Annotated in this window: 25 protein-coding genes and 4 pseudogenes; 21 read left to right on the top strand and 8 right to left on the bottom strand. The window is 67.7% G+C overall.

Going from position 1 to position 24115, the window contains the following annotated elements:
- Positions 1 to 1094 precede the first annotated feature (1094 nt).
- The 5 genes and pseudogenes from OHA65_RS00480 to OHA65_RS00460 all read left to right on the top strand — a co-directional run bounded on the left by OHA65_RS00480 (position 1095) and on the right by OHA65_RS00460 (position 5415).
- The gene (locus OHA65_RS00480; protein WP_328761048.1) at positions 1095 to 2543 is read left to right on the top strand and encodes an ice-binding family protein; all 1449 of its coding nucleotides are present in this window, start codon (positions 1095 to 1097) and stop codon (positions 2541 to 2543) included.
- A gap of 177 nt (positions 2544 to 2720) precedes the next feature.
- Positions 2721 to 3398, top strand: a complete 678-nt coding sequence (locus OHA65_RS00475; RefSeq protein WP_405760657.1) for a DUF5819 family protein — start codon at positions 2721 to 2723, stop codon at positions 3396 to 3398.
- The gene (locus OHA65_RS00470; protein ID WP_405760655.1) at positions 3388 to 4536 is read left to right on the top strand and encodes an HTTM domain-containing protein; all 1149 of its coding nucleotides are present in this window, start codon (positions 3388 to 3390) and stop codon (positions 4534 to 4536) included. The genes OHA65_RS00475 and OHA65_RS00470 overlap by 11 nt, the downstream gene beginning before the upstream one ends.
- Before the next feature lie 158 nt (positions 4537 to 4694).
- Positions 4695 to 5021: pseudogene (locus OHA65_RS00465) on the top strand (MerR family transcriptional regulator).
- Positions 5022 to 5211: 190 nt separating this feature from the next.
- Positions 5212 to 5415, top strand: coding sequence for a cold-shock protein (locus OHA65_RS00460; protein WP_053751759.1), 204 nt, complete (start codon positions 5212 to 5214; stop codon positions 5413 to 5415).
- Between the two features lie 263 nt (positions 5416 to 5678).
- On the opposite strand, the gene OHA65_RS00455 is transcribed toward OHA65_RS00460, so the two are convergent.
- Entirely contained in the window at positions 5679 to 5831 is a 153-nt protein-coding gene (locus tag OHA65_RS00455) for a hypothetical protein (RefSeq protein ID WP_327286046.1), read from the bottom strand.
- Between the two features lie 9 nt (positions 5832 to 5840).
- Between OHA65_RS00455 and OHA65_RS00450 the strand changes: the two are divergent.
- Positions 5841 to 6725: pseudogene (locus tag OHA65_RS00450) on the top strand (IS630 family transposase); the annotation flags it as partial.
- A gap of 9 nt (positions 6726 to 6734) precedes the next feature.
- On the opposite strand, the gene OHA65_RS00445 reads toward OHA65_RS00450, so the two are convergent.
- Complete coding sequence (locus OHA65_RS00445; protein WP_405760651.1) at positions 6735 to 7148, bottom strand: STAS domain-containing protein; 414 nt, start codon at positions 7146 to 7148, stop codon at positions 6735 to 6737.
- Between the two features lie 146 nt (positions 7149 to 7294).
- Between OHA65_RS00445 and OHA65_RS00440 the strand changes: the two genes are divergently transcribed.
- Together OHA65_RS00440 and OHA65_RS00435 are read left to right on the top strand one after the other, a co-directional pair.
- Positions 7295 to 7558: a hypothetical protein gene (locus tag OHA65_RS00440; protein WP_405760648.1), complete on the top strand. Its 264-nt coding sequence runs from the start codon at positions 7295 to 7297 to the stop codon at positions 7556 to 7558.
- Positions 7559 to 7858: 300 nt separating this feature from the next.
- A complete protein-coding gene (locus OHA65_RS00435; protein WP_405760645.1) occupies positions 7859 to 8740 on the top strand; it encodes a helix-turn-helix domain-containing protein in 882 nt (293 codons plus the stop codon).
- Positions 8741 to 9111: 371 nt separating this feature from the next.
- Here the strand turns inward: OHA65_RS00435 and OHA65_RS00430 are convergent.
- Positions 9112 to 9910, bottom strand: a pseudogene (locus OHA65_RS00430) (IS5 family transposase).
- 119 nt (positions 9911 to 10029) lie between these two features.
- Here OHA65_RS00430 and OHA65_RS00425 point away from each other — a divergent pair.
- From OHA65_RS00425 to OHA65_RS00415, 3 genes are all read left to right on the top strand, one after another.
- The gene (locus OHA65_RS00425; protein ID WP_327281047.1) at positions 10030 to 10488 is read left to right on the top strand and encodes a MarR family transcriptional regulator; all 459 of its coding nucleotides are present in this window, start codon (positions 10030 to 10032) and stop codon (positions 10486 to 10488) included.
- A 26-nt stretch (positions 10489 to 10514) separates the two neighbouring features.
- The gene (locus OHA65_RS00420; RefSeq protein WP_405760642.1) at positions 10515 to 11969 is read left to right on the top strand and encodes an MFS transporter; all 1455 of its coding nucleotides are present in this window, start codon (positions 10515 to 10517) and stop codon (positions 11967 to 11969) included.
- A 114-nt stretch (positions 11970 to 12083) separates the two neighbouring features.
- Positions 12084 to 12377: a DUF1330 domain-containing protein gene (locus OHA65_RS00415; protein WP_405760639.1), complete on the top strand. Its 294-nt coding sequence runs from the start codon at positions 12084 to 12086 to the stop codon at positions 12375 to 12377.
- A gap of 86 nt (positions 12378 to 12463) precedes the next feature.
- Here OHA65_RS00415 and OHA65_RS00410 read toward each other — a convergent pair whose 3' ends face one another.
- Positions 12464 to 12598 (bottom strand): hypothetical protein, encoded by a 135-nt coding sequence (locus OHA65_RS00410; protein ID WP_327286045.1) that lies wholly within the window; start codon positions 12596 to 12598, stop codon positions 12464 to 12466.
- A 310-nt stretch (positions 12599 to 12908) separates the two neighbouring features.
- Between OHA65_RS00410 and OHA65_RS00405 the strand changes: the two genes are divergently transcribed.
- Together OHA65_RS00405 and OHA65_RS00400 are read left to right on the top strand one after the other, a co-directional pair.
- Positions 12909 to 13397, top strand: coding sequence for a phage tail protein (locus OHA65_RS00405; protein WP_329312210.1), 489 nt, complete (start codon positions 12909 to 12911; stop codon positions 13395 to 13397).
- Positions 13398 to 13928: 531 nt separating this feature from the next.
- Entirely contained in the window at positions 13929 to 14483 is a 555-nt protein-coding gene (locus tag OHA65_RS00400) for a GNAT family protein (RefSeq protein WP_329312208.1), read from the top strand.
- Between the two features lie 93 nt (positions 14484 to 14576).
- Here the strand turns inward: OHA65_RS00400 and OHA65_RS00395 are convergent.
- Positions 14577 to 15632 (bottom strand): annotated as a pseudogene (locus tag OHA65_RS00395) (LamG-like jellyroll fold domain-containing protein); the annotation flags it as partial.
- On the opposite strand from OHA65_RS00395, the gene OHA65_RS00390 reads away from it, so the two are divergent.
- The 7 genes from OHA65_RS00390 to OHA65_RS00360 all read left to right on the top strand — a co-directional run bounded on the left by OHA65_RS00390 (position 15602) and on the right by OHA65_RS00360 (position 20652).
- Positions 15602 to 16009, top strand: coding sequence for an SseB family protein (locus OHA65_RS00390; protein ID WP_328761036.1), 408 nt, complete (start codon positions 15602 to 15604; stop codon positions 16007 to 16009). The pseudogene OHA65_RS00395 and the gene OHA65_RS00390 overlap by 31 nt on opposite strands.
- The gene (locus tag OHA65_RS00385; RefSeq protein WP_328761034.1) at positions 16006 to 16509 is read left to right on the top strand and encodes a hypothetical protein; all 504 of its coding nucleotides are present in this window, start codon (positions 16006 to 16008) and stop codon (positions 16507 to 16509) included. Before OHA65_RS00390 ends, OHA65_RS00385 begins: the two co-directional genes overlap by 4 nt.
- Positions 16506 to 16658 (top strand): hypothetical protein, encoded by a 153-nt coding sequence (locus tag OHA65_RS00380; protein WP_328761033.1) that lies wholly within the window; start codon positions 16506 to 16508, stop codon positions 16656 to 16658. Before OHA65_RS00385 ends, OHA65_RS00380 begins: the two co-directional genes overlap by 4 nt.
- Complete coding sequence (locus OHA65_RS00375; RefSeq protein WP_405760634.1) at positions 16633 to 17541, top strand: putative T7SS-secreted protein; 909 nt, start codon at positions 16633 to 16635, stop codon at positions 17539 to 17541. Before OHA65_RS00380 ends, OHA65_RS00375 begins: the two co-directional genes overlap by 26 nt.
- Positions 17542 to 17737: 196 nt before the next feature.
- The gene (locus tag OHA65_RS00370; RefSeq protein WP_328761031.1) at positions 17738 to 18439 is read left to right on the top strand and encodes a hypothetical protein; all 702 of its coding nucleotides are present in this window, start codon (positions 17738 to 17740) and stop codon (positions 18437 to 18439) included.
- Positions 18440 to 18453: 14 nt separating this feature from the next.
- The gene (locus tag OHA65_RS00365; protein ID WP_328761029.1) at positions 18454 to 19218 is read left to right on the top strand and encodes a hypothetical protein; all 765 of its coding nucleotides are present in this window, start codon (positions 18454 to 18456) and stop codon (positions 19216 to 19218) included.
- 696 nt (positions 19219 to 19914) lie between these two features.
- A complete protein-coding gene (locus OHA65_RS00360) occupies positions 19915 to 20652 on the top strand; it encodes a barstar family protein (RefSeq protein WP_327281041.1) in 738 nt (245 codons plus the stop codon).
- Between the two features lie 202 nt (positions 20653 to 20854).
- Here the strand turns inward: OHA65_RS00360 and OHA65_RS00355 are convergent, their stop codons facing one another.
- The 3 genes from OHA65_RS00355 to OHA65_RS00345 form a co-directional block, all read right to left on the bottom strand.
- Positions 20855 to 21268 carry a nuclear transport factor 2 family protein gene (locus tag OHA65_RS00355; protein ID WP_327281040.1) on the bottom strand — a complete coding sequence of 138 codons (414 nt, stop codon included), beginning with the start codon at positions 21266 to 21268 and terminating at the stop codon, positions 20855 to 20857.
- 22 nt (positions 21269 to 21290) lie between these two features.
- Positions 21291 to 21866 carry a MarR family transcriptional regulator gene (locus tag OHA65_RS00350; protein WP_328761027.1) on the bottom strand — a complete coding sequence of 192 codons (576 nt, stop codon included), beginning with the start codon at positions 21864 to 21866 and terminating at the stop codon, positions 21291 to 21293.
- Positions 21867 to 21959: 93 nt separating this feature from the next.
- Positions 21960 to 22739 (bottom strand): hypothetical protein, encoded by a 780-nt coding sequence (locus OHA65_RS00345; RefSeq protein WP_327281038.1) that lies wholly within the window; start codon positions 22737 to 22739, stop codon positions 21960 to 21962.
- A gap of 727 nt (positions 22740 to 23466) precedes the next feature.
- Here OHA65_RS00345 and OHA65_RS00340 point away from each other — a divergent pair.
- Positions 23467 to 24111 (top strand): PAS domain-containing protein, encoded by a 645-nt coding sequence (locus tag OHA65_RS00340; RefSeq protein ID WP_328761025.1) that lies wholly within the window; start codon positions 23467 to 23469, stop codon positions 24109 to 24111.
- Positions 24112 to 24115 lie beyond the last annotated feature (4 nt).

Raw genomic sequence — 24115 nt, 5'->3', positions numbered from 1 at the left:
CCTAGGAGCGTGGACTCTTCCGGAACGACGCGCTGTTTGAGCTGTGAGACGCGCTCCTATGCACCGATGGCCCGGGGTCCGTACCCCTGGGGGACCTGGCGCTCGCCCCCGAGCACCGGCGCGGGCATGGGCGACAGTCACAGCATTAGAGCGAGGGCAGGACACACTGTGATCGTGGCCGCCCTCTGCTACGGGCACATCGGCGCTATGCGATTCCAGGACCCTGCCGACCACTGAGATGTCGTCGCAGCGACTGCGCCCCGGGTGCTCATGGCGCGGCGAGCGAAGTCACCGGCGAGGGGGCCGCGTAGGCGAACCGGATCCGCGGCCTCCAACACCTCCTCCGACCTGGCCGGTTTGCGCCCACCCAGCATGCGGCGTTGAGCCCCGCCTGACCATGGGGTCTTCAAGTTACGGGCGTGGGCCCGCTGTGGAGATCTTCGCCGATGTCAGCTACCAGGGGCCGGGCCCGCAGACCGGCGGCCGTGCGGTGACCGCTCCGCACCGCAAGTTCGGGGAGAACGCCCGGCTGTATGGACGAGGCTGGGTGTTGCCGGTAAAGCCCGGCCCTTTCGGTCGGAGCAGGTGCAGAACCTTCTCGATGCACCGATGGCAGTGGGCGAAGCCCGTGCCATCCAGCATCAGCAGGTCGAAGAGGTCACTTTGGTACGCGAACATCGTCCAGGCAGGGAAGTGCCATACAGGTGGGCGAATACTCCCACCCATATGACGATGCGGTGAGGGTTTTCTTGTTGTCGCCACGCCCGCTCACTTCGGATTTCGTCGAATCACTGGAATGGCGGCACTTCCGCATGTATGCCGGGGGTGGGATTGTCGGACTGGCCTGAAGTCGATGGCCCACATAGGGGTAATGAACGCCCCTACGCCCGGGCATTGCATCGGATGGCCATCCATATAAACTCAGATATTAAGGGCGCATATTACGTCGCTCCGCCGTCAACCGCAGGCCTCGCCCTACAGCTTGAAATTTCCGTGCTCAACTCCCTGCGTAATATGCCATCTCACTAGTACGGCTTCCCGGGCAATCGGTTAGGGCCCGGCACGCCACGGCCCCCACAGAAAATGGCCTCTCGATGAAGCTGAGATTTCCTCAAGCGCCTCGACTCCGTCCTCTGTCCGGCTGGCTGACCTCGGCCCTTGCCGCAACGGTTGCCGCTGCGATGGTCGCCACGACGTCGACGCAGGCGTCGGCCATCGCAACACCCGTACCTCTGGGCACGACCGCCAGCTACTCCGTTCTGGCAGGTCAGGGAGTCACCAATACCGGCCCCTCGGTGATCAGCCACGACCTCGGGACGCACCCGAACCCGGCCATCACCGGATTCCCGCCCGGCCTGGTGCTCGGTGCCGTGCACGCTGCGGACGCTGCGGCCCTCCAAGCCAAGAGCGATCTGACCGTGGCGTACAACAATGCGGCGGGCCAGGCCCAGGACTTCGCGCTTGCGGCGGGGATCGGCGCGGGCCAAACGCTGCTGCCGGGCGTCTACAAGGCTACGTCCGGTGTCGGCCTCACCGGCGACCTGATCCTGAACGCCGGGGGAGACCCCAACGCGGTGTGGGTGTTCCAGATTCCGGAAGCCCTGACGACGGCATCCTCCAGCCGGGTCCTGCTCACGAACGGCGCTTCGCCGTGCAACGTGTTCTGGCAGATCGGGAGTTCGGCGACCCTCGGCACCGACTCGACCTTCGTGGGCACCATCATGGCTCTGACCTCGATCTTCGTGACCACGAGGGCGAACATCGAGGGCCGGGCGCTGGCCCGTAACGGCGAGGTGACGCTCGACAACAACCGGATCTTCCTCGGGACGTGCGCGACCGGCGGCACGGGTGGAACGACGACCGGAACGACGACGGGAACGACCACCGGCACGACCACTGGCACCACGACCGGCACGACCACCGGCACCACGACCGGCACGACCACTTTGGGTGCGACCTCGGGCGTCCTTGGTGGCGTGCTCGGCGGCGTGACGACGGGAGGTGGCCTCCTGGGCGGCCCGATCGCCAACCTCGTGACAGGCGGCACCTCGGGCAACATCTCCGGCAACACCTCGGGGAACGTCGCGGGCAACACGACGGGAGCGAGCACCTCGGGGAACACCACGGGCGGTCACACCACCGGTGGAAGCATCACCGGTGGGAACATCACCGGCGGGAACGTTACGGGCGGGAACGGCGGCAAGCCCGGCCACGAGCACGGCGGCAAGCCCGGCCACGAGCAGGGTGAGGGACCCGGCAAGCCCGGCCACGAGAACGGCGGCAAGCCCGGCCACGAGAACGGCGGCAAGCCCGGCCACGAGAACGGCGGCAAGCCCGGCCACGAGCAGGGCGAGGGACCCGGCAAGCCCGACTATGAGCACGGCGGCAAGCCCGGCCACGAGCAGGGCGAGAAGCCGGGCAAGCCCGACTATGAGCACGGCGAGAAGCCCGGCAAGCCGGGCTACGGCGAGTACCACGGCCACGGCCACGGCCATGACCACGACTACGGATACGGCAGCAAGCCCATGAGCACCGAGGGTTAGGCAGCGGACTGCACGAGGTCCGCTCGTCGGACAGCGGCGCGCGGCGGAGCCCCTTCGACTCCGTCGTGCGCCGCCGCCGGATTCAGCAGGAAATCCAGACGCGAGCAGTTGATATGAGGAAGGCAGGGTGGGCCGGTGTTGAGCGGAATTGAATCAGCGGCCGTGAAGGAACTCCGGGTGTCCGGTTCCGAACCGGACCTCCGGGCGCGTCACGATGAAGCAGCCACGCCGTGCCGGCAGCCCCGTCGTTCCCGTCTACTGGCAGCGGCACTGCGGACCGTCGTGGCCCTGTGCCTGGCGACGACTTTGACCCATGTGGTTCTGGTGTTCCTCCACGTGGCTCCCCCCAATGCCGTCTCGAATCGGTACGGCCCTCAGATCAACGCATGGGTGTATCCCCTCTTCGAGCAGAATTGGCGGCTTTTCGCCCCGGATCCAGACTCCGTCAACCGGCGCATTCTCGCGAGAACCGCACGCACTGCCCCGGACGGTTCGACTCAGGTGAGCAGCTGGGCCGATCTGACAGTCGTAGACAATTCCGCAGTCAAACACAACGTGTTCCCGAGCCATACGACACAGAATCTCTTGCGTCGCGCCTGGACCTCCTACGTCGACACGCACGGCGCAGACGACAGGGCGGACTCGGATCGCGCCGTGATGATGCAGGAGTACCTGCGCAACATCGCCGCGGACCGGGTCGCCGCCCACGACCACGGCGCCACCTTCGGCTTCATCCAGCTTCGTGTCCTCACGTTGCCCGTCGCCGCGCAGGGCGCAGCGTCCGGCAACCGCCCGCCGTCGCCCGCCGAAGAGCGGCTTCTGCCCTGGTGGAAGGTGACCCCCCGTGGGAATTGAGCACATCACCCAGCCCCCGTTCACGGCAGCTGGACCGGGGGGCACCGCCTACCAGAGGACCGCGGGCGCAGCCCAGCGGTTCGTCGCGCTCCTGACCGGCCGGCCGGTGTCCCTGTACGCCGTATCGGTCATGCGCGCCGGCTACGGAATGCTCTACCTGGCCTTCCTTCTGCGCGAGTTCCCGCACCGTCACGAGATCTGGGGTCCCGGCTCCCCGTGGACGCCCGCGCTTGCGGAGCAGCTCTTCGCACAGACGGGCTGGAACAGCATCCTGACCCTCTCCGACAACCCGACCTACTTCGAACTCTGCTACGTGACGGCCCTCTTCACGTCCGCGCTGTTCATGCTGGGGTGGCGGACCCGCGCCATCTCCGTCCTGTTCGCCGTCGTGGTGACCTCGTTCCATGCAAGAGCGATCTTCATGACGGACGGCGGGGACAATCTGATCCTGCTGATGGCCGTCTATCTCGTCTTCACCGCGTGCGGTCGCCGCTGGTCCCTGGACGCACGCAGGAACCGTCTCAAGGCGGCTCGTACGGGCAGCGGTCCCGAACCGGAGGGAAGACTCTCGTTGCCCCGACTCCGTCAAGCGCGCAGCACCTTGACGACGGTCGTGCACAACTGCGGCATCTTCGTCATGGCAGCAGAGGTCTGCTTCCTCTATGGGTCAGCCGGCCTGTACAAGGTCCAGGGCGCTTCCTGGGGCGGCGGGACCGCCCTCCACTACGTCCTCAACCTCGAACTCTTCCAGCCCTGGCCCGCGCTCTCCCACTTTGCGGACGACTACGCGGTCCTGATCGCGATCGCCAGCTACGCGACGGTGCTCCTGCAAGTCGCCTTCCCGTTCGTGCTCTTCGGCAGGCTCAAGTATCCGGTTCTGACCATGTTGCTGGGGATGCACGTCGGCATCGCGGTGGTCATGGGGCTGCCCCTCTTCTCCGGAGCGATGATCGTGGCGGACGCCGTGTTCCTCCCTGACCGCTTCTACACCTCCCTGGCTCATCTGTGCCGCCGCGCGACACGGCGAACCGGCGCGTCGCAGCCGGCGCCCGGGCGGCCAGGATCCGGATCGGTACCGCAGCAGGGCAGGGCCGACCTGCCCGGCTCACGGCAGCGAGCTGCCTCCCCTCACGTATAGCGATGACCGAACGCATACCGGGCGGCCCGGGTCGAGCCCCCGGCCCCGTCTCGACTGCGAGCTGCGGCAGCGCAGCCAGGCGGGGGACGCACGGCAATCAAACGACAGCAGACGACTCGTTTGGCCGTCTCGATGACGACGACCACCCCGCCTACACCATGGGCCACGCCGCCGAGATGCCCGGCACCACCCAGGGCTTCCTCCGCGCCCTCGGCAGCTCACCTCATCACCCCGCTGCGCTCCGAGGACAGCCACCGCCGCTACTCCCGCTACCAGCTGCGCCACGCTGCCCGCCCCGGGAGCTCGCCGACCAGGGCACCCCCATCGAGGCCGCCTGCCGCATCGTCATCCTCGAAGACCAGCTAGAGGAAGCCCGGCGCGTCAACTCCGAGTACCGCCGCGCCGCCGAATCAGCGAACCGTCCACCGAAGCCTGAGGCGGGTGCGTCCGCGTGGGCAGGCCCCATCTGCACGGTCAGGGCCTGACGCGTGGTCGTTGTCCATGGTGACGGGGTGTGCGGGCGTGTACCGTCTGGGTCAGCTGTCGTGGTTCGGAAGTTCCCTTTGTCCACGCCAAAGGCGTGGGCGTTTTGCTGTGCTGTGCCGCAGGAACCAGGGCGATCACCTCCGCCTACCGCACATCGCGGGAGGCGTCCATCGACTGGAAGGCATGGATATGGCTACGGGAACTGTGAAGTGGTTCAACGCGGAGAAGGGCTTCGGCTTCATCGCCCAGGACGGCGGCGGCCCGGACGTCTTCGCCCACTACTCGGCGATCAACTCCTCGGGCTTCCGTGAGCTCCAGGAAGGCCAGATCGTGACGTTCGACGTCACCCAGGGCCAGAAGGGCCCGCAGGCCGAGAACATCACCCCGGCCTGACCTTTCCCGCCCACCTGCGGACCTTGGCGCGGTGCTCGGCGCGTGCGGGCTGCCTCGTGCAGCCCGGCCCGAACAGCGGGTCGCCGCACTTGTCCGCCGACATCGACAGGATCTGAGGCGCACACGATGAGGGCCGCGTAGCTGCTGCTGAGCGGCCCTCATCTATGTCAAGACCGGGGACGAGCCGAGGAGGCTGACGGCCAGGGAGCGGGCCGCATTCGTAAATTCCCGCCCTGTCGCTGATGGTTAGTGGGGTGGAGTGCTCACCGCTCCGGGGCTGTGATCTGCACGATGTACACGCGCTCGCGGCGGACGACGACCTGGTAGGTGATCATCCCGTCGGGGATCGTGAGGGTGCCACCTTTTGGGTCGAGTCCTTGGTGGTCGCTGGCGTGGAGGTAGGCGGCCTCGCACACGCGCACGGTCTGGACGGCCTGGCCGACGAGCCCCGGCCGGGTCGGCCGTCCTCGATTTTCTTCGACCAGGTCGAGGACGTGATCGTGGCGACGCTGGAGTCCACTCCGGGCCGGGACACCCACTGGTCACGGGCCTCGATGGCCGCTCGCACGGGGCTGTCGAAATCGACGGTCGGCCGGATCTGGAAGCGGTTCGATCTCAAGCCGCACCTGCAGGATTCCTTCAAGCTGTCCACCGATCCGCAGTTCGTCGACAAGGTCGTCGACGTCGTCGGGCTCTACCACAATCCGCCGGAACGGGCAGTGGTGTTATGCGTGGACGAGAAGTCCCAGATCCAGGCGCTGGACCGCTCGCAGCCGGTGCTGGCGATGATGCCGGGCATGCCCGAGCGCCGCACCCACGACTACCTGCGGCACGGCATCACAAGCCTTTTCACAGCCTTCAACATCGCCGACGGCACTGTCATCGGCGAACTCCACCGCCGTCACCGCGCGAAGGAGTTCAAGCAGCTTCTGGTCACGATAGACAAGGCCGTGCCCTGCGAGCTCGATGTGCACCTGGTCTGCGACAACTACGCCACCCACAACACCCCTGAGGTCAGGACGTGGCTGGCCAGACACCCACGCTTCCACGTCCACTTCACCCCCACAGACTCGTCCTGGATCAACCAGGTCGAGCGGTGGTTCGGTCTGCTGACCGACAAGCTCATCCGCCGCGGCGTCCACACCTCGGTGAAAGCACTGGAAGACGACATCCGAGCCTGGATCGAAACCTGGAACGAGGACCCGAAACCCTTCACCTGGACCAAGACCGCCGACGAGATCCTCAAGTCCCTCGCCGACTACCTCACCAAAATCACCCCCTCAGCCACCGGTAACCAACCGCAGACTTAACCCTGAAATTTATGGCGCATCACACGAGAAGCCGGACAGCCATCCAGCACCGAAATTCGACAGGTCCCGTGCGCGCTGCGCCCGTTCCTCGATCAGCCGGCGAAAGCCCGACACGGCGTAGCGCTCTCCGGTAGCCGAGCCGCGGATGCCGGCGACGTCGGCCATGAGCTGCTGGGGCTGGGGCTGCCAGCCGACGACCAGGACGCGCAGGCCCAGGTTCTCCGCCCGCCGGTGCAGGGCCAGGAGGTGGAGCAGGCCGGCAGAGTCCATGGACATCGCGCCGTGCAGGTCGACCATGAGGTCCCGCTCATCAGCGGTGACGTTGTCCAGCGCCCGCTGGAGCGCCGGGCCCGCGTCCTCGTCAAGTGTCCCGTTGACGCTGACCGAGACCGTGCCGTAGCGCCGGACGTTCGTGGTGGTCAATGCGCCCTCCTTCTGCCCAGGGGCGCGGAGCCCTCGGGGCTCCTCATCCTGGCGCGACGTTCCCCCGGGCGGGTGTGGGGCTCGCTGACGCCCCAGCACCAACCTGCCGGGCTGACGTTCCGGCGCCAGGGAGTACCCCCTGTGCCGTGCTGTCGGCAGCGTCAGGCCACGAACGCCTCAAGGCCCTGACGGCAGACGACTGGACGGTCATGGTCGCCATCATCGCGGCCGTCGTCGCCGTCTGGCAGTCAGCCATTGCCCGTCCTTCGGCCGGTCGTCAACTGGCCCTTGCAGAACGCATCCACCGTGAGCAGAACGAGCCGTACGTCATCGTCGACATCCAACCTGACCCCCGACGGCGGGGCGCTCCTGCTGGTCGTCGAGAACACCGGCCCGACCGTCGCCCGTAACGTCCGCATCTCCTGCGACCCGCCCCTGGAGTCAGGCTGGGCCCCCGAGGGCGATCAACCGGGGAGCCGCGCTGTACGCCCGGGACGGCAGCGCCCCGGACAGGCTTTTCTGGCAAATGGGTGGAAGGGCGTGGCGTCTGGGTGAACCCTGCCCGAGCTGTGCACGCAGGCCCGTTTGCGCAACGTGACACTCGCCTGCAGGGCTCGTGGATCACCACTGCACGGCGAATGCGTTCGCCCGGGCCCGGCCGCGGCATTCCCGCGGCTGGTAGACAGTCCCGAGCCGGAGGTGGACCGCCCGTGGCGGCGAACGGAAACCCCACTGTCAGGCGCCGTCGGCTGGGTGCGGAGCTGCGCCGGCTCCGCCTGGCCCGCGGCCTGACGAGTACGCAGGTGGCCGAGCGCCTGTTGATCTCCCAGCCCAAGATCAGCCAGTTGGAGAACGGCCGCCGCGCCATCAAGTCCTGTGATGTGCGGGACCTGTGCGCCGTTTACCAAGTCACCGACCCGCACGTCGTCGACTCGTTGATGCGGATGGCCACGGAATCGGACCGACAGGGCTGGTGGGTGGCCTGCGGAGAGGTCCCGTACGCCGTCTACATCGGCCTGGAGACGGAAGCCGCCTCGATCCGCTCCTACGAGCCTCTGGTGATCCCCGGCCTGCTGCAAACGCCCGCTTACGCCCGGTCCGTCATCGAGGAAACGATCCCTCTGGCCACGGGCGGACAGATTGCGGCGCGCCTGGAGGTCCGGCTGCGTCGACAGCATCGGGCTCACCACCCGGCTCGGCCTTTCCGCCTATGGGCCGTACTGGATGAATCGGTACTGCGCCGCGTGGTCGGCGGCCCGGAGATCATGCGCGAACAGCTGGAGTACCTGAACCGTCTCAGTACCCAGCCGCACATCACCGTGCAGATCCTCCCGCACGACGTGGGGGCCCACCCGGGCATCTCGGGGCAGTTCTCCATCCTTCACTTCGCGGACGCTCCCGGGGCGGGGACGGTGTATCTGGAACGGTTCACCAGCGACCAGTACTTGGAGAAACGATCCGACGTGCGGCACTACAGCGTCATGTACGACCGCCTTCAGGCCCAGGCTCTGAACCCGGACGGCACCCGCCGGTTCATCAGCCGTGCCGCCGAGGAGCTCCTGGCCACCGCATCGCGGCCCGGCCGACAGTGAGCGCCGAACCAGCCGCAGGTCACTGCGGCGCGTGCAACCATTCGCGCAAGTACAGCAGGGCGGCGGTGTCCGCGACGGCGGCCAGATCAGCCAGCAGGGCACGGATGGCCACGTCGTCGCTGTCGGCGGACCGCCTGCACGATCTGCTCGACCGTCTCGCGTACCGGCGGATCGGCGCCTGCCGGACCGGCTGTGGCCCAACCCTGACCAGCCGGTCCGGCGGCCTCGTCCGGCCCGGCACCCGCCAGGGCGCCTGCCGCAGTCATCGGGAGCGGCATCGCGTTGCCGCTGGGAAGCTTCGTCCAAGGCGGTACGGGTACGACAGACTCCGCAGGCGAGCACTCCGCCTGGGACCCCGCTCAGACGTCATCTCATTTGGTGAGTCTGCGGTAGCAGATGAGGGTGCAGGCGATGCTGGTGAAGGCGGGGAAATGCTCGGCCTTGCGTTCGTAGCGGCGGTGGAGTCGGCGGCAGCCGGCGAGTCAGGCCATGGTCCGTTCTATGGTCCAGCGGTGGCGGCCCAGCCGCTGTGAGGACTCGATTCCTCTGCGGGCGATGTGGTGCTTGATGCCGCGCTGACGTCACCAATTCCGCAGGTGAGCGTAGTCGTAACCCTTGTCTGCATGGAGCTTGGCGGGCTTGCGCCGACGGCGTCCGCGGCGTGAACGGATGGGCGGGATGCCGCGTACGAGGGGTTCGAGTGCCTGACTGTCGTGCAGATTCGCCTCCGAGATTCCGACGGACAGGGGCAGACCCGTTCGCTCTGTGATCAAGTGGATCTTCGATGCGAACTTGCCCCTGTCGACAGGATTCGGACCTGTCAGGTCCCCTTTTCAGGGCCCGCATGTTCACGGCGTCGATCGCGCAGCGGGACCAGTCCAGGTCGCCGCGGGCGCCGATCTCGTCAAGGATCAGGCGGTGGAGCTTGGCCCACACCCTGGCCTTCGTCCACTCGGAGAAGCGTCGGTGGGCTGTCGCCCCCGATGGCCCGAACGATGCCGCGGGCAGCTGCTGCCAGGCACAACCCGAGGTGGCAACGAAGACGATCGCGGCCAGTACTTCACGGTCACCATGCCGACGTCGGCCACCGCCCTGAGGCCGCAATGGCGCCTCCGGCACCACCCGCTGGAACGGCGCCCACAACTCATCCGGCACCAGCCGCTCAACAATCCCCGCCACGACCGACAACCTACCCAACCATCCAAATGAGATGGCTTCCAAGTCAAGTATCGCCGAACCCTGATCGGGAGATGCATAAAGGATTCATATAAATCCGCTATGCTTCAGGCATGAGTCGCCGAGACGCCGCGCACGCCGCTTCCGATGCCATCGGGTCAGCCCTCTACGGTCTGGCCACCAGGGCCGTGAGACGCCTTCCCCGCGACATGAGCCTGACGTCCGCCGCCACCTTGGCCACCCTGGACAAGACCGGCCCGCGACGGATCACCGATCTGGCGGTGGCCGAGGGCGTCACCCAGCCCGCGATGACCGTCCTGGTCCGGGTGATGGAGGAATCCGGGCTGGTCGAGCGGAAGGGCGATCCGTCCGACAAGCGGGTCACGCTGGTGTGCCTGACTGAGGCCGGCGCGTCGTACGTCCGGACGCGACGCCAGGCGGGCGTCGACGCGTACGCGCGGTTGATCGACGAACTCACCGGTGACGAGGTCGAGGCCTTGGCAGCAGCCCTTCCGGCGCTGCTGCATCTGGCGGAGCTCGAAAGCCACGCCCGAGAGGAGTCGGACCGGTGACCGCGGCCCAGGCTCATGACCAGCCCATGAGCACTGCTCTGATACGTTCCGAGGCACGTCTGCTGGTCCCCGCCCTGATGTTCATCGCCCTGGTCGTGGCGGCGGTCGCCAGCCTCGGGACGCCGCTCATCACCAGCGTGGCGACCACGTTCCACGTCTCCCTCGACAGCGCGCAGTGGACGCTGACCATCGCCTTGCTCAGCGGCGCCGTCGCCACACCCGTACTCGGCCGGCTCGGAGCCGGTCCGCACCGGCGGGCCACGATTCTCGCCACGCTGGCGATCGTCGTCGTCGGCAGCGCGCTCACCGTGCTGCCGCTGCCGTTCGCCTGGCTGCTCGTGGGCAGAGCGGCCCAAGGCGTCGGACTCGGTCTCACGGCGCTGATGATGGGCGTGGCCCGCGACCATCTTCCCGAGGAGCGCAGCGCGGCCACGATCGCCCTGATCTCAGTGGTCTCCATCATCGGAGCCGGCGTCGGCTACCCGCTGGCCGCGCTGCTCGCCGAGTTCGGCGGACTGCGGGCCGCCTACGGCCTCGGCCTGCTCGTCACCGCCATCGCCTTCGTGACCGCGTGGCACTCCATGCCCGCAGCTCCCGAAGGTCGCTCCGCTCACGTGAACGTGGCCGGTGCGCTCGTCCTGGCGGGTGGACTGCTCCTCGTCCTGTTCCTGGCCGGCGAGAGGAGCCTGTGGAGCCGACACCTCGCCGTGGCGGTGACCCTTGCCGTCGCCGCCGTACTCCTGCTCTGCGTCTGGACCGTTTCCGAACTGCGAACCAAGACGCCCCTGGTCGACGTCCGGGCGGTACGGCACCCGGCGGTCGCCGGGGCGAACATCGCCATGTTCGTCGGCGGGAGCGGCATGTACCTCCTGCTCACGCTCATAACCCGCTACGCGCAGACGCCGCACAGCGCCGGCTACGGCTTCGGACTGACCACCTTCGTGGCGGGGCTGGTCCTCATCCCGTTCTCCGTGCTGGGGTTCGTCGCCGGCAAGCTCACGCCGCGGGTCCGCGAACGGATCGACGGCCCCCTGCTCCTGGCCGGCAGCGCCGCCATCGTCGGCAGCGGGTTCGTCCTGTTCGCCACCGCCCGGTCCAACCTGGCCGAGCTGCTCGCGGCCATGGGCGTGCTGGGCTTCGGCGTCGGCAGCTTCTCGGCCGCCATGCCCGGCGTCATCCTGGCCGTCACCCCCAAGAGCGAGACGTCGAGCGCCATGAGCTTCAACTACGTCGTCCGCAGCGTCGGGTACTCCCTGGGCAGCGCCATCGGCGGTCTGGTCCTGGCCGCCGGCACCGCCACGGGCCGCCTCTTCCCGAACGACGACGCCTACACGACCGCGGCGCTGGTCGGCGTCGCCGCGATGGCGATCACGACGATGGCCAGCCTCGCCCTCGCCCGCCGACGCTCACCCGAGACCAATCCGATCACGGCCCCAGTCGGTGTGCCGGGCCTGGGCCGGTCGAGTCGAACCGGAAGCTGAGGATCGAAGCCGTCCGACTTCGACGCCGTCTCCGTCGGCTCGCTGACCCACAGCGCGCCGGCCATGGATCTGAGCATGCTTTCTGAGCATCAATTCCAAACACAGTAGGTATCCGTGGTCAAGGGCTATTGGGTCAGCGCCTACCGCACCATTGCGGACCCCGAGGAGCTGGCTGCCTACAACAAGCTGGCTGGTCCAGTCGTCGAGGCCGCGGGCGGGCGGCTGCTCGCCCGCGGCAGCCGGGTCGTCGCACACGACGCCGGAATCGCCGAGCGCACCGTCCTGATCGAGTTCGACAGCTTCGAACAGGCGGTCGCCGCACATGCGAGTGCGGCCTACCAGGAGGCGCTGGCCGCACTTGCTGACGGCGTCGAGCGCGACTTCCGCATCATCGAAGGCCTCGACTGACGATCGAGGCTGCGTCGGCGACGAACACGAAGCCGACTGCGGGGATCACCCCGGCTCGTCAGCGCGCCGCACCGTCGCGAACAGCGTCAGGCCAGTGGCATCGGCGGTGATGTCCAGTCCGGCGACGGTTCCCGGCGGCGCGGCGGCGCGGCGGCACGGACGTCGGCCTCGATGTCGGCGGGGGTGCGTTCGACGAGGTTCCAGCGGCCGATGTGGGTCATCAGGGCGGCGCGGCCTCGACGCGCTGCCGCGCGGGATCACGATGCATCCGTGCGGGGTGATCCTCTCCAACGCGAGCCTGCTGGGCCGGCTCCCGGTGCAGCCCACCCCGGGCGGCCAGTACCCCATGGTTCAGGCCGACAAGGAGGACGCCGCTTCTCTGGGGGTTCGAAGTGCCGCGGTGGCTATGTCTCGCGTTAGTGCAGATCAGCAGCGCTAAAGCCGAGCGTATCCGCCGCAACAGGTGTGGTGCTATCACCGGTTCGGGTGAGCTCTGGAGGGTGTTGCTGGTGTCGACCGAGGATGCCGGGCATGATCACGAGGCTGTTGAACTGCCCCGTGCGGGCGCACCGAAATGGAGTACTTGTGGAAGACAGTGCCGTCAAGTACCAGTGGCAAGTTGAGCTGGGTGACCGCCGAGTAGAGACGCTGAAGAGCGTCAGTGGGGTGTCGTTCAGCCAGGAGTTCATCCAGTTGGTGCAGAACTCCCCGGATGGGAAGCCGGTCCCGGATCTGGTCATGGGTGCGCCGGAGCTCTCCGGGACAATGACTCTCACGCGCGGCTTGGATAGGAGTGAAAAGTTCACTCAGTGGATCTCGGACTCCCGGGATCCGTCCAGGGCCACAGACACCCAGGCAATCGTTCTGGCATACGTGGACGTGCAGAACAACGCGGTAAAGCGGATTCAGTTTGAGGGCGCCCGTGCTTCGAGCTGGACCAGCCCGGATCTGTCCGCTGGTGACTCCAGCGAGGCGGACGAGACGCTTGAAATCACCTATTTGAGCTGCAACCCGATCTGAAGCCTTCTGATCCCGCCTCCAGCTGCCCGGCCGGCCATGCTGCCGCACACACGCGGATCGGCTCGGACGGCGACCTCACCGGTGACGGCCTGCCCGACCTGTGGACCGCCGACGCCCCGGCGAATTCGCCGTCTTCCCGGGGACGGGCACGCCCCACGGTGACAGGCTTCGCCCCGGCCGCCTGACCGGCGCAGGGACTGCGGCGCCGACCCCGCGCGTCGGAGGCCCGAGCGGCTGCCTTGAATACCCCAAGGCTTTCTCAGTAGGCCAGGGACACATGGGAAAGCACGCCGGGTCGGAGACGGCGCGAGGATCCGCGGCGCCGGAGTGGAGGTCGCTGCAGTACGCCATCGGCGGCCGCACGCCGTTCGAGTGCCTCGACCTCCGGCTGCCAGCGGGGGAGTCCGTCGCCGTGATGGGCCCCGGTGCCCGTTCGCAAGTGGGTGTTCGGCAACCTGAAAGCGCAGGTCATGGGCCAGTCCAGCCTCTTGGAGGTGTGGACTCGGGGAGCCGGGAGTGATCCAATAGGGGATGACATCGTTTTGGATGGGCAAGCGCGTACGTCTGCGCGGTATCGAGCCCGATGACGCGGCTGCGTTCATGCGTTTCGCGGAGGACGAGGAGGGCCTGGGGGACCTGGTCAGCCCGCCTCGGTCCGCCGAGGGATACCGCGCCTGGGCCAATGAACAGGCGACCGGCAAGCGGGACAGCGACTGCTTCCAGCTCGCGGTCGAAGCCGTCGGTACAGGGGAGATAGTCGGTGCCGTCGGCTCGCATCAGGCTGACGCGCGTTCGGGCTGGTTCGAGTACGGGATCACGATCGGCGCTGAGCACCGCCGCAAGGGCTACGCGGCAGAAGCCGCGGTGCTGCTGCTTCGTTTCATGTTCGCCGAGCACCGGTTCCACAAGTGCCAGGTGCGGATCTTCGCGCACAACGAAGCGTCCCTGGCTCTCCATCGTCGGCTCGGCTTCGTGGAGGAGGGCCGACTGCGTGAGCTCGTGTACCTCTCCGGCCGGCACCACGATGTCGTGATGATGGGCCTGCTGGCCGACGAGTTCGCCCAGCTGCACTCGATGACCACCTGACGGGCAGAACACGGCTCTCCCGCGCGTAATGGCGGCAGCGGCCGCCATCCCGGCTTCGGGAGCACGGCAGCAGAGCGGGGTTCCGGGACGGGTGTCGAGGTTGCCGAGGTCGAGGCAGCGGCCGGAGACCGGGTTGTAGATGCTGTTGTCGGCTCGGGGGAGGAACCGCTGGCTCGGGCCGCTGTTGTCGCAGACCTGGAGTTCGATGAGCGTCGTTTTCGCGGTGCCTGCGTTCACCGCGCCGAGGCACATGCCGTTGGTTCGTATGGTTCCGTCGCCCAGGATCTGGAACTTCTGTGCGTCGCTGCCGTTGCAGGCGGCGATCTGGATCTTGTTGCCGGGGTTGGGGCGGTTGAAGTCGTTGTCGACGCAGTTGGTGGTCGAAGCGGACAGCGCGATGGGGCCGGCTGCGCCAGGGGCGGTGGGGGCGACGGCATAGGGGTGGACGGCGAAGTCGCTGATACCGCCGTCGAGGTGGTCCCGAATGGTTCCGTCGGCCTTGAACCGGCCAAGGACGAGGGGTCCGCTGGGGGCAGGGCTCGTAGAGGCCCGGTGCGTTCCAGTGCCGGCGAGTACGCCGTTGACGTAGAGGCTCATGAGGCCGGTGTCCGCGTTATAGACGGCCGTCAGACGGGTCCACGTACCCGGGATGAACCGGGCCGCGTCATTGGCGATGTAGGTGTAGTCGAAGGGCCATCCGTCGGCGTCGGCATGGGCCAGGGCGAAGCGCCAGTTCGAGGAGTCGTCGGCGTACAGGATGAAGGAGCTGGTCCGATTGCCGTCCTGGCTGGCGACGACCTTCCCCTGTGCGCCCGCCTCGGCCCACGTGCTGATGGTGAAGCTCTTCCTGGTGCCGTCGGCGTTCTCCGGCCGGAGGTAGATCCGCGGCTTCCCTTGCGCGTTGCGGACCGGTTCGGAGGTGTCGCGGGCGACGACGGTGTCGTAGCCGAGCGGCTTGGCCAGAAGTGACGGAGCCGGGTGCCGATCGGTCAGGCGGTCGCGCCGGCCGACGGGACACCTGGAGTGTGGGGCAGGGGAGTTGTGCGTGCCATCGGATCCCTGAGGAGTGGGGCCGGCTGCGGGCCGAGGCAGCCGAACGCGTTGCTTCAGGCACGGCGATGCCGTCGGCCGTGGTTGTGGTTTCCCCATCGGCCGAAGCTGATCCGCTTGAGGAAGCCCGGGAGGCGGTACTGGAGCGGCTGGCGGACTTCCGCGGCCGGACTGCACTCGTCCCGCTGGATGAAGCGGGCGGATTGTGGACGGCCGAACTCGGCGGTCTGGACTGGATCTGCGTGTTCTCCGGCGAGGACGCGCTGGCCCGTTTCGCCACGGCGCGCGGCGAAACGAGCCAGGAGTGGACCTACCGTTACGTGGCCGGGGCGCGGTTGCTGGACGGGGTGGTACCGGCGCTGGACTTTCCCTGCGGTGTCGCGTTGAACTTGGCTGGCCCTGACGGTGTGGTGTTCCCGCCGGTGCGGGGCATTGTGGCGGACGCGGTTGCACTGGACGGGGAGGTGGCGGCGTGAGCGGGGAACAGCCGGATCTCGACGTCTCGAACGCAGCGCTCACACAGATCGCGCAGGGCATCACGGAGACCCTGGCTGAGCTGAAGGAGATCGGGATGGTGGGCACGGCCGGCATGGGCCGGGGCTTCGCCAAGCTCGCACTGTCAGGGATGGACACGGGGCACGACGGTCTGTCGACCGCCTTCAGCAGGTTCTGTGAACGGTGGGAGTGGGGTGTGCGCTCTCTCGTTCAGCAGGGCAACGACTTCGCCGACGACGTCGGTCTGTCGGCCGGTGTTCTGCACGAGCAGGACCAGTATCTCCAGGGCGCTTTCAAGGTAGTGACCAACTCGGCCTGGGGCAACCCGTACGCGTCCGAGGGCGAGATCACGGGAGAGGGCTGGGGCGAGGTCCTGGCCGACAACCCGTACACCCAGATCCGGGACGCGGACTACAGCAAGAAGTCGTTCGAGCAGCTTTCCCAAGCGGGGATGCCTGGAAGAAGGCCATCCACGATGTGAACGGCTCTGGAATCCTCCCCTCGAACCAGATCATCGACGCCCTCGGCCTGCGCGAGGAGATGGATCGGACCATCGAGGGCATCGCCGGGCCGGCGCCGAAGCCCCCACCGGTGATGAGCGCTGATGACCGGCTTCGGCGGGCTGCTTGAGCAGGGCATGGACAAGCTCGGCCATGGCGTGGACGCAGCCAAGAAGGCCATCGGCCACGGCGTCGATGTGGCAACCGACGGAATCGGTGCCGGCCTGGACTACGTGGGTGCACACGACTGGGCGGACAAGGTCGAGGATTTCGGCGACGACGTCGCCCATGGCCTGGGAGCCATGCCTGAGAAGCAGCTCGGCCAGACCCAGCAGGCCGCCGAGCTGCTGCCACGTCAAGCCTGCCGCAATCTGGGAGTCGGTCGCCCATCTGCAGGACTTCCAGATTGCCTTCAACCGGGTCGGACAGGGGATAAGGACCTCGACTCCGGCCACTGGAAGGGAGCCGCGGCCGACGCGTTCCGGGCGAAGTTCGAGATGCACCCCAATGACTGGTTCCACGCCGCCGACGCATGCGAGAGTTCAGGCAACGCGCTCAACGGCTACGCCGAGACATTGCTGTGGGCGCAGAACCAAGCGCAAGCGGCCATCGACCTCTACCGACAGGGCATGAAAGCGTCGAAGGACGCCGCCGAGGCATACAAGACCAAGGCCGAAGCGTACGAGGCGGCCGTCAAGGCCGGTCAGAACCCGGGCTCTTGTCCGGCGCCGGGTGCCGACCCGGGCGAGGCAGCCTCCACGCGGGCCCGGGAGATCCTCGACGAGGCGCGCCGCCAGCGCGACGACGCGGCCCGCGCCGTCGAGCGGGCGATCGCCACCGCCACCCACCACGCCCCGGCCAAGCCGTCGACGGCACGCCAGATCAAGGCCGAGTTCCTGGACTACGAGGGTTCTCAGGCACTCGTCGAGCTCACCCACGTCCTGGGCGGAGCGGCCAAGAGCACCGCTGGCATCTTCAACTTCGGCCGCGGTCGGAACCCTGCCGACCCCTAGAACCTGACCCACCCCGCCGACTACCAGCAGCACCTCAGCATGACTCTCGCGGGCCTCGTATCCACCGCCGCCCGTCCCGAACGTATCCCCGCAGGCGTCGTCGAAAGCTTCAAGGGCGATTTCAGCGAAGGCGTCGGCCCGCCTCTTTCCGGAATTCCTTGGTACCAAGGGGATGCTGGGCGGAGCCCGCGCGGGCGTGCGTATCGGCGAGGAGGCTGCGGAGAGCGCCGGACGCAGGGAAGCGTCGGCGGCCGCGAAGGCCGAGGGAGAGGCGGCAACCGACAGCGGGAGTGGACCGAAGCGCGAGGGCGACCCTCCGCAGGGAGACTCGGAGCCTGTTCGTTCTCATGGGGACCGCCCGCATCTGATGCGTCAGGACGATGACTTCAGCGCCGAGCACAACAGCCGCGGACAGCGCAAGGCCCACCTCAATGCCGATGGCGACCTGGTGCCGGCCAACCCTGACGGTCAGGCCAGCATCGTCGACCACGTCGTCGGTGGGGATCCGGCAAAGTCGGACAGCCCGTACACGTCGCTGAGCAGCGACGGAGCCGACGCCAAGGCATTTGGCGCAGGTAAGATCCGCATTGACCTGCCTCGCCTGGAACAGGACATCGCCTCCGGGCGTGCGCAAGGTGTCGAGGTGCATTCACCGGATCAGGTCCAGCAGGCGATTCAGTCCAGCGCTGACGGAATCGCGGGACGGCCCGTCGATCTCTCGGTTCCACCGGGAAGCTCACGGCCTGAGATCGAGGCAGCAGCTGCTGAGCTGGGACTCGGCAAGACCAAGACGAAGCGCATTGAGCAACGCATGGTGGACATGATGAACACACAACGGGATCAGGAATGGCTCATCAAGGGCATCGTGCCGCGTGGCTACATCACTGGACCGGAATGAGGCAAGGTAGTGGCATGACCCAGTTCGAATCTCTCCTCGGAACTGACTTCGATGGAAATCGTACCGACGATGTCGATGATGTCATCTATGGGGCTTACGATCACTTCGAGCACCGGGAACGTGTCCCCGGGCTTATTGCGCTGCTCGGTGACACCGCGGCGCCGGACCGTGAAAGGTATCTCGCGTGTTTGGCTCTTGTGGCCTGGGGCGAACCCGTGGGGTATCGAACCGTCCAGGAGGCTACCCTCGATCCGCAGGCTACTCCTTGGTACGACCTCGTCATGGACCGCAAGTTCTCGGTGGACAGCAGCTACGGCAAGTTCTCCGAGGCCGCAGCGGACAGCAGGGAGCTTGCGGAGGAAAAGAATTCATCCGCTTTCCGCTTGGAAACCTTCAGGTCGCTCATCCGGATCGCGGACCGCGAATACTTTGAAGAGAGGCTGGGGGACTACCTGGAGGAATCGGTGGTGCGGGCCTGCCTTCCAGAAATTCGAGCAGTCATCGCACGCGCCATGCAATCCATCGAAGCCGGCACGCGTTACCGATTCGACCTGGCGACCCAACTCGTCGATCTTGCGAACTCGGTCGTCACCGTCGACGAGGAACTCGCCGTAGATCTGATCACACGCATCCTCCATGCCGCACCGGGCGACCGGGCCATGGTCCATGCCGTCACGGCGGTTCACCGGGCGAAAGGCCCGGCGGGACGGAGACTGGCGGAACACCTTTCCACCACGGGCAACGAACGTGTGCGGTCACTGCTCGCCGAGCCCGCATGATGCGCCCGGCCCCGCCGCGGCGGCTGTTACCGATCTTGAGGCGCTTGCAGTCCTTGTTGCACGGACCGATTCCCGGCCGCATCGAGTTGGAGTACGTCGGTCTGATCTTGCTGTTGCACGTGAGGCAGATGCAGTCGATCGGGGTGCGATTGTTTTCGTACGTGCCGATGATCTGCGAGCCGAGGGCCTTGAAGACGATGACGACGCATGCCTGAGGGTGTCGGAGGCGCTCCGCGTTGCGGCGAGTGCCGCACAGCCTGCCTGGCCCTTGTCCCAGGCACACGACGTTGTTGTAGCTGGGCGTCTCGCTGGGTTCTCCGCACTCCACGCAGATGCAAGTTGGCCGTTTCCGCGGCCGCAGGTCGGATGGGGCAACGCGTCATGGGTGTCCGAACCTTGGCCGGAGGACGGCCCGAACGGTTGGCTGCGTAGGCTCATGGGCTGGATGGTCGAATGGGGGAGGGCTGACGGGGGTGGTAGGCAAGCAGCGAGGGCAGCGGGGCCGCCGAGGCTGGTGGTTGCTCCTTCTCCTGGGCGCCGCGATCGCTGTCTGCGGGTATTTCGTGGCGGCCGGCTACTACGGCGGCGCCGAGACGAAGAGCCTCGCGAACGTGGCCTTCTGGGGAATGCTTGCCGGGGATCTGTCCTCCTTTAATCGCTAGGGCTCCGAGCAAACGCCGTGCAAGGATCTCACCCATGCTGACCAAGCCCACTCTGACGGAACACCGCTCTCCATGGGTCGTGTTCACCTCACCGGCCGACCCGTGGCTGGCGTCGGAAACGGCCGCGCTCGTGCAGCGAAACGGTCTCGTCCTGCGGCTGGACGGCCGGGAATTGCGTGATCCGGGGTCCGTTTTTCGCACCTTCGCCCGGGAGCTGTCGTTCCTCGGCTACTTCGGCCACAACTGGGACGCTCTCGTCGACTGCCTTCACGACTGGCACGGCCCCGGCCACGGGAACCAGGACCTCGCGATTCTGATCGAGCACGCGGACGACCTGCTGAAGTCGGACTTCCTCGGACTGTTCGTATCGGTTCTCGCCCAGGCAGCCTGGAACTCCAACCTCCGCCTGGACGCCGACGGCGAACTCGATGAATGGCGGCAACGTATAGCCCAGCACTTCGTCTTCCTCCTGGACCACACTGCACCCGTTGCCTTCACGGAGAAGGCGGCCCGCGGCATGGACGTGGCGGTGGCGCTCGCGGACGGCCGCCTGCTCGCCACCCTGACCGACGTCAACTGGCCAGGCGGAGATCCCGCCTCCGCCCCATGGACGGCCGGCCCGCTCTCTTTCGCGGACCAGGAGATCCTCAGCGGCATGACCATCAAGGCCATCAAGATGTTCCGAGACCACCTCGGCTGCTCGATCCACGAGGCCCTGGACATCCTCCAGTCCCGCTCTGAGCACCTGCGCCGCGAACATTCGAACGGCTGAATGACGGGCCGCGCCAGCCGAGCAACTGGATTCGCTGAGTAGACGCCTCGATTGAACGAGATAGGACACCCCCGTCCTCGAACACCGCGATGACTCTCCGCGACCGCTCCCCAAGATCTGCGCCAGAACCCAGTTTCGAGAGCACTTGGGTACTTGTCTCGGCGGCGTGCCGATGCTTTGCGTCGTGCTGGCGCGTGGCCGGTCACGGCGTGGGGGCGGCCTCGTCGTGGGTCGGGCCAGCCGCGGACATGATGGCCTGCCAGGGGGCGGAGTCGAAGATGAGCTTGATCGAGGTGATCCGGCCGTCGCGCAGGCGGAAGTGCTCGGCCGTGTGCTGGGTGATGCCGACGGCAGGGGTGGTGTGGACGTCGTAGACCAGGGTGGCCTCGGTCTCGCCGTACAGCTCGCTGATCAACTCCACTTCGGTGACGATGCCGAGGAGACCGTCCAGGCCGTCGAGGTGGCCGGTAGGGCTGTCGGAGGTGATGAACGGGCTGCGGAAGCGGAAGCCTTCGCCGATCTGGGCGGCGGCCGCGCTGACGTCTCCCCGGAAACGGGCCTCGTGGTAGGCCCGGACTATGTGTTGGGTGGCTATGGACGCTGTGTCGGTGGGCATGGGGTGCTCCGTCGTCGTCGGTTCAGGAAGCCGGCGGCTGGTCGTGCCGGCTCGCGTTCAGGTACTGCTCGATGCGCTGCTGGTTCTCGACCACGCGCAAGCACAGGTCGCGGAACCGGGTGAGTTCGTCTTCGGTGAAGCCATGAAAGACGGCGGACATGGCGCGTTGCGTCGGCTGCCGGAAGGCGTCCAGCCAGTCGCGGCCGGCCGGTGTGATCGTGGCTCGTACCGACCGGCGGTCGTGCGGGTCTTGGACCCGCTGCGCCAGGCCGTCACGTTCGAGCGTGTCGACCAGGCCCGTGACGTTGCGGGAACTCACCCCCGCCGCACGGGCCAGTTCGCCGATGCTCAGGCCTTCGCCCACGGCTGTGCTCAGCCGTGCGAGGACGTCGAGCGCCCCCGCGCTGAGCCCACGTCCCCCCGCACCGTGCGACCTCAGCCGGTCGACCGCCTGCGAGGCCGACCGGATGGCTGCGGCCGTCTCCAGCGCGCGGGTGTCGCCGCCTGCCGAGAACGCCTGCATGGAGTCCCGGACACCAGGGTCGTAGAGGGAGCCGTCAGGGTCACGGGCCAGACCAGAATTATGTACGTGCTTCATAATGAAGCCACACCCTACTGTGCCGATGGCGACACCACCAGAGACCGTCGTCCCGCGAAACCCGAAGATCCCACCCTCGCCGGGAAGACGCGTTCAGCGGGCCAGGTGCAGCCGGGTATGGAAGTACCCCGCAGACTCCTTCCCTGCCGGGTCTTCTTCGAACGCGGTGACGGTGGCGACCGCGCGCTCCTGCTCCCGGGGGTCGGTGAAGCGCCGCTGCGGCTGGGTGGTGGCGGCCCGCTCGACGGTGAGGCCGTACGACTCCAGGCAGCCGGAGATCGCCCCGTAGTCGTGGGTGCGCAGGACGAAGGCAGCTACCGGCACGGGGTGGCCGATAGCGGTGAACAGCCGGGCGAAGGTGCGCTCGGTGAGGAAACTGGTGCCGCCGGTGACGGTGATCAGGCCCGTCCCGGCGAGCGAGCCGCGCAGCCGCTCGCCTGGCTCGGCGCGCTCCAGGTCCACGCAGTGCCCCTCGTCGAGCAGCCCGACGGCCACCGCGTAGTCCAGGGCGGGGCGCGAGACGTCGATGCCGATGGCCCGCACGGCGTCGGGGCGGCGGCGGACCGCATAGAAGTCACGGTCGCGGACGGCGAGTTCGGCGGTGGTGAGTTCGGCCGCCCGGGCCGAAGTGTAGTGCGCGAAGAGTTCGTCGAGGGTGACGTCGTGGTTGAGGAGGGCAGCGTTGATCCCGTAGGAGCAGCACACGTCGAGGACCGTACGCCGCCCCGGCCCGAGTTCGGCGGCAAGCGCGCGAAAGACCGGCTGGGCGTGGCCTGGGGTCTGGTACTCGTACGGCCCCAGGGCGGTGAAGTACCCGCGGGGGTCGGGGAGAGCGTAGACGTCGTCGAAGCTGGTCATGCCGACTGGGGTCATCGGGGTGCGCCTCCATGGCGATCGGCGGGAGTGGGGCGGGGTACGGGTACCCAGTCGTATCCGGCCACGCGCCAGCGACGAAAGGCCGCCGATCCGGCCACCGGCGCCGGCCGGCCCGGATGCCATCCGGCCGACGCATACGCCGAGCAGCCGCGGCACCCGCAGCGCAAGCTGCGCCCGGACCTCATCGCAGACTGCGCCGACACCCTCCGTGGGGGCCCTGCGGTTGTCTTCGCCGTCGCGACAGCAGCTGACCGGCTGGCTTGAGTTCGCGGGCATCCCCGTCCTCGTGGTCCGCGGCTTCAGCTCCCAGTCGTACGCCGACGTCGTCCGCGACCGCGTCGCCCACAAGCAGCGCGAAGCCGTCCTTCTCGTGGTCGTTCTCCTGGGCCCCATCCCTCCAGCCCGACCATCTCGCCGCCGACGCCCGCACCGCCCGCCTCGCCGCCTTGTCGCCACGACCACCACGGCCGCCTCAGCGTCATCGGCCGCATCGTACCCCTGCGCCCGTGCGGGAACGGGAGGGAGCGGTCTTCGCGGGCGGTACGTCGGTGTGGACCGAGGAAGGGCCTGCCGCCGCCGAACCTTGGGACTCGCCCGCCAGGTGCCGGGCGCGAGGCGTTTGCCAGTGCCGGCAGCAGCCCGGCTGGGACGTGGGATCGGTTGTGCGGACTGCCGCCTACAGAGGTGCTGGACTTTCTGTCCAGTCTGGACGTACAGTCCAGGCATGGGTGAAATGGAAGAGGGTCGGGACCCTCGAATTCGGACGTGGGGGCCGGTGTGCCACGCGGTGGCGCTGTTGCTCGGTCCGTACGCCGAGGTCGTCCTGCATGACCCGGACACCGATCAGGTTCTGGAGATCTGGAACCCGATGACCTCCCGTGGCCCGGGGGATCCTTCGCTGCTGGGCGAACTCGACGAGCTCGACCCATCGGCGCGGGACGTATACGGGCCGTACGAGAAACTGCTGGTGGACGGCCGGCGCCTGTCGTCGGTCAGCGCGGTCCTGCGCGATCCCGAGGGCCGGCCGTCGGCGGTGCTGTGCATCAATCTCGACCGCACGCCGCTGGAACAGGCAGCGGCGGTCCTGTCCGCCTTCGGCGCCCCTACCGTGCAGCGCCCCGAGCCGTTGTTCGAGCAGGACTGGTCCGAGCGCATCCAGCACATCATCGGCGGCTACGTCCGCGAGACGGGGCGGCCCGTCGAACGCCTGACCCGCCAGGACCGCCTGGCCGTCCTCGGCCGCCTCGACGAGGCCCGGGTGTTCGCGGTGCGCCGCGCCGCTCCCGTCGTCGCCGGGGCACTGCGGGTGTCGCGGTCCACCGTCTACGGCCTGCTGGCCGAACTCAGAGCACCAAGCGAAAAGGACTGATGCA

The sequence above is a fragment of the Streptomyces sp. NBC_00045 genome, from assembly GCF_045041095.1.
Taxonomy (GTDB): Bacteria; Actinomycetota; Actinomycetes; order Streptomycetales; family Streptomycetaceae; genus Streptomyces.
Note: the sequence above shows the minus strand (reverse complement) of the source record. Positions and strands in the feature narration are given on the sequence as shown.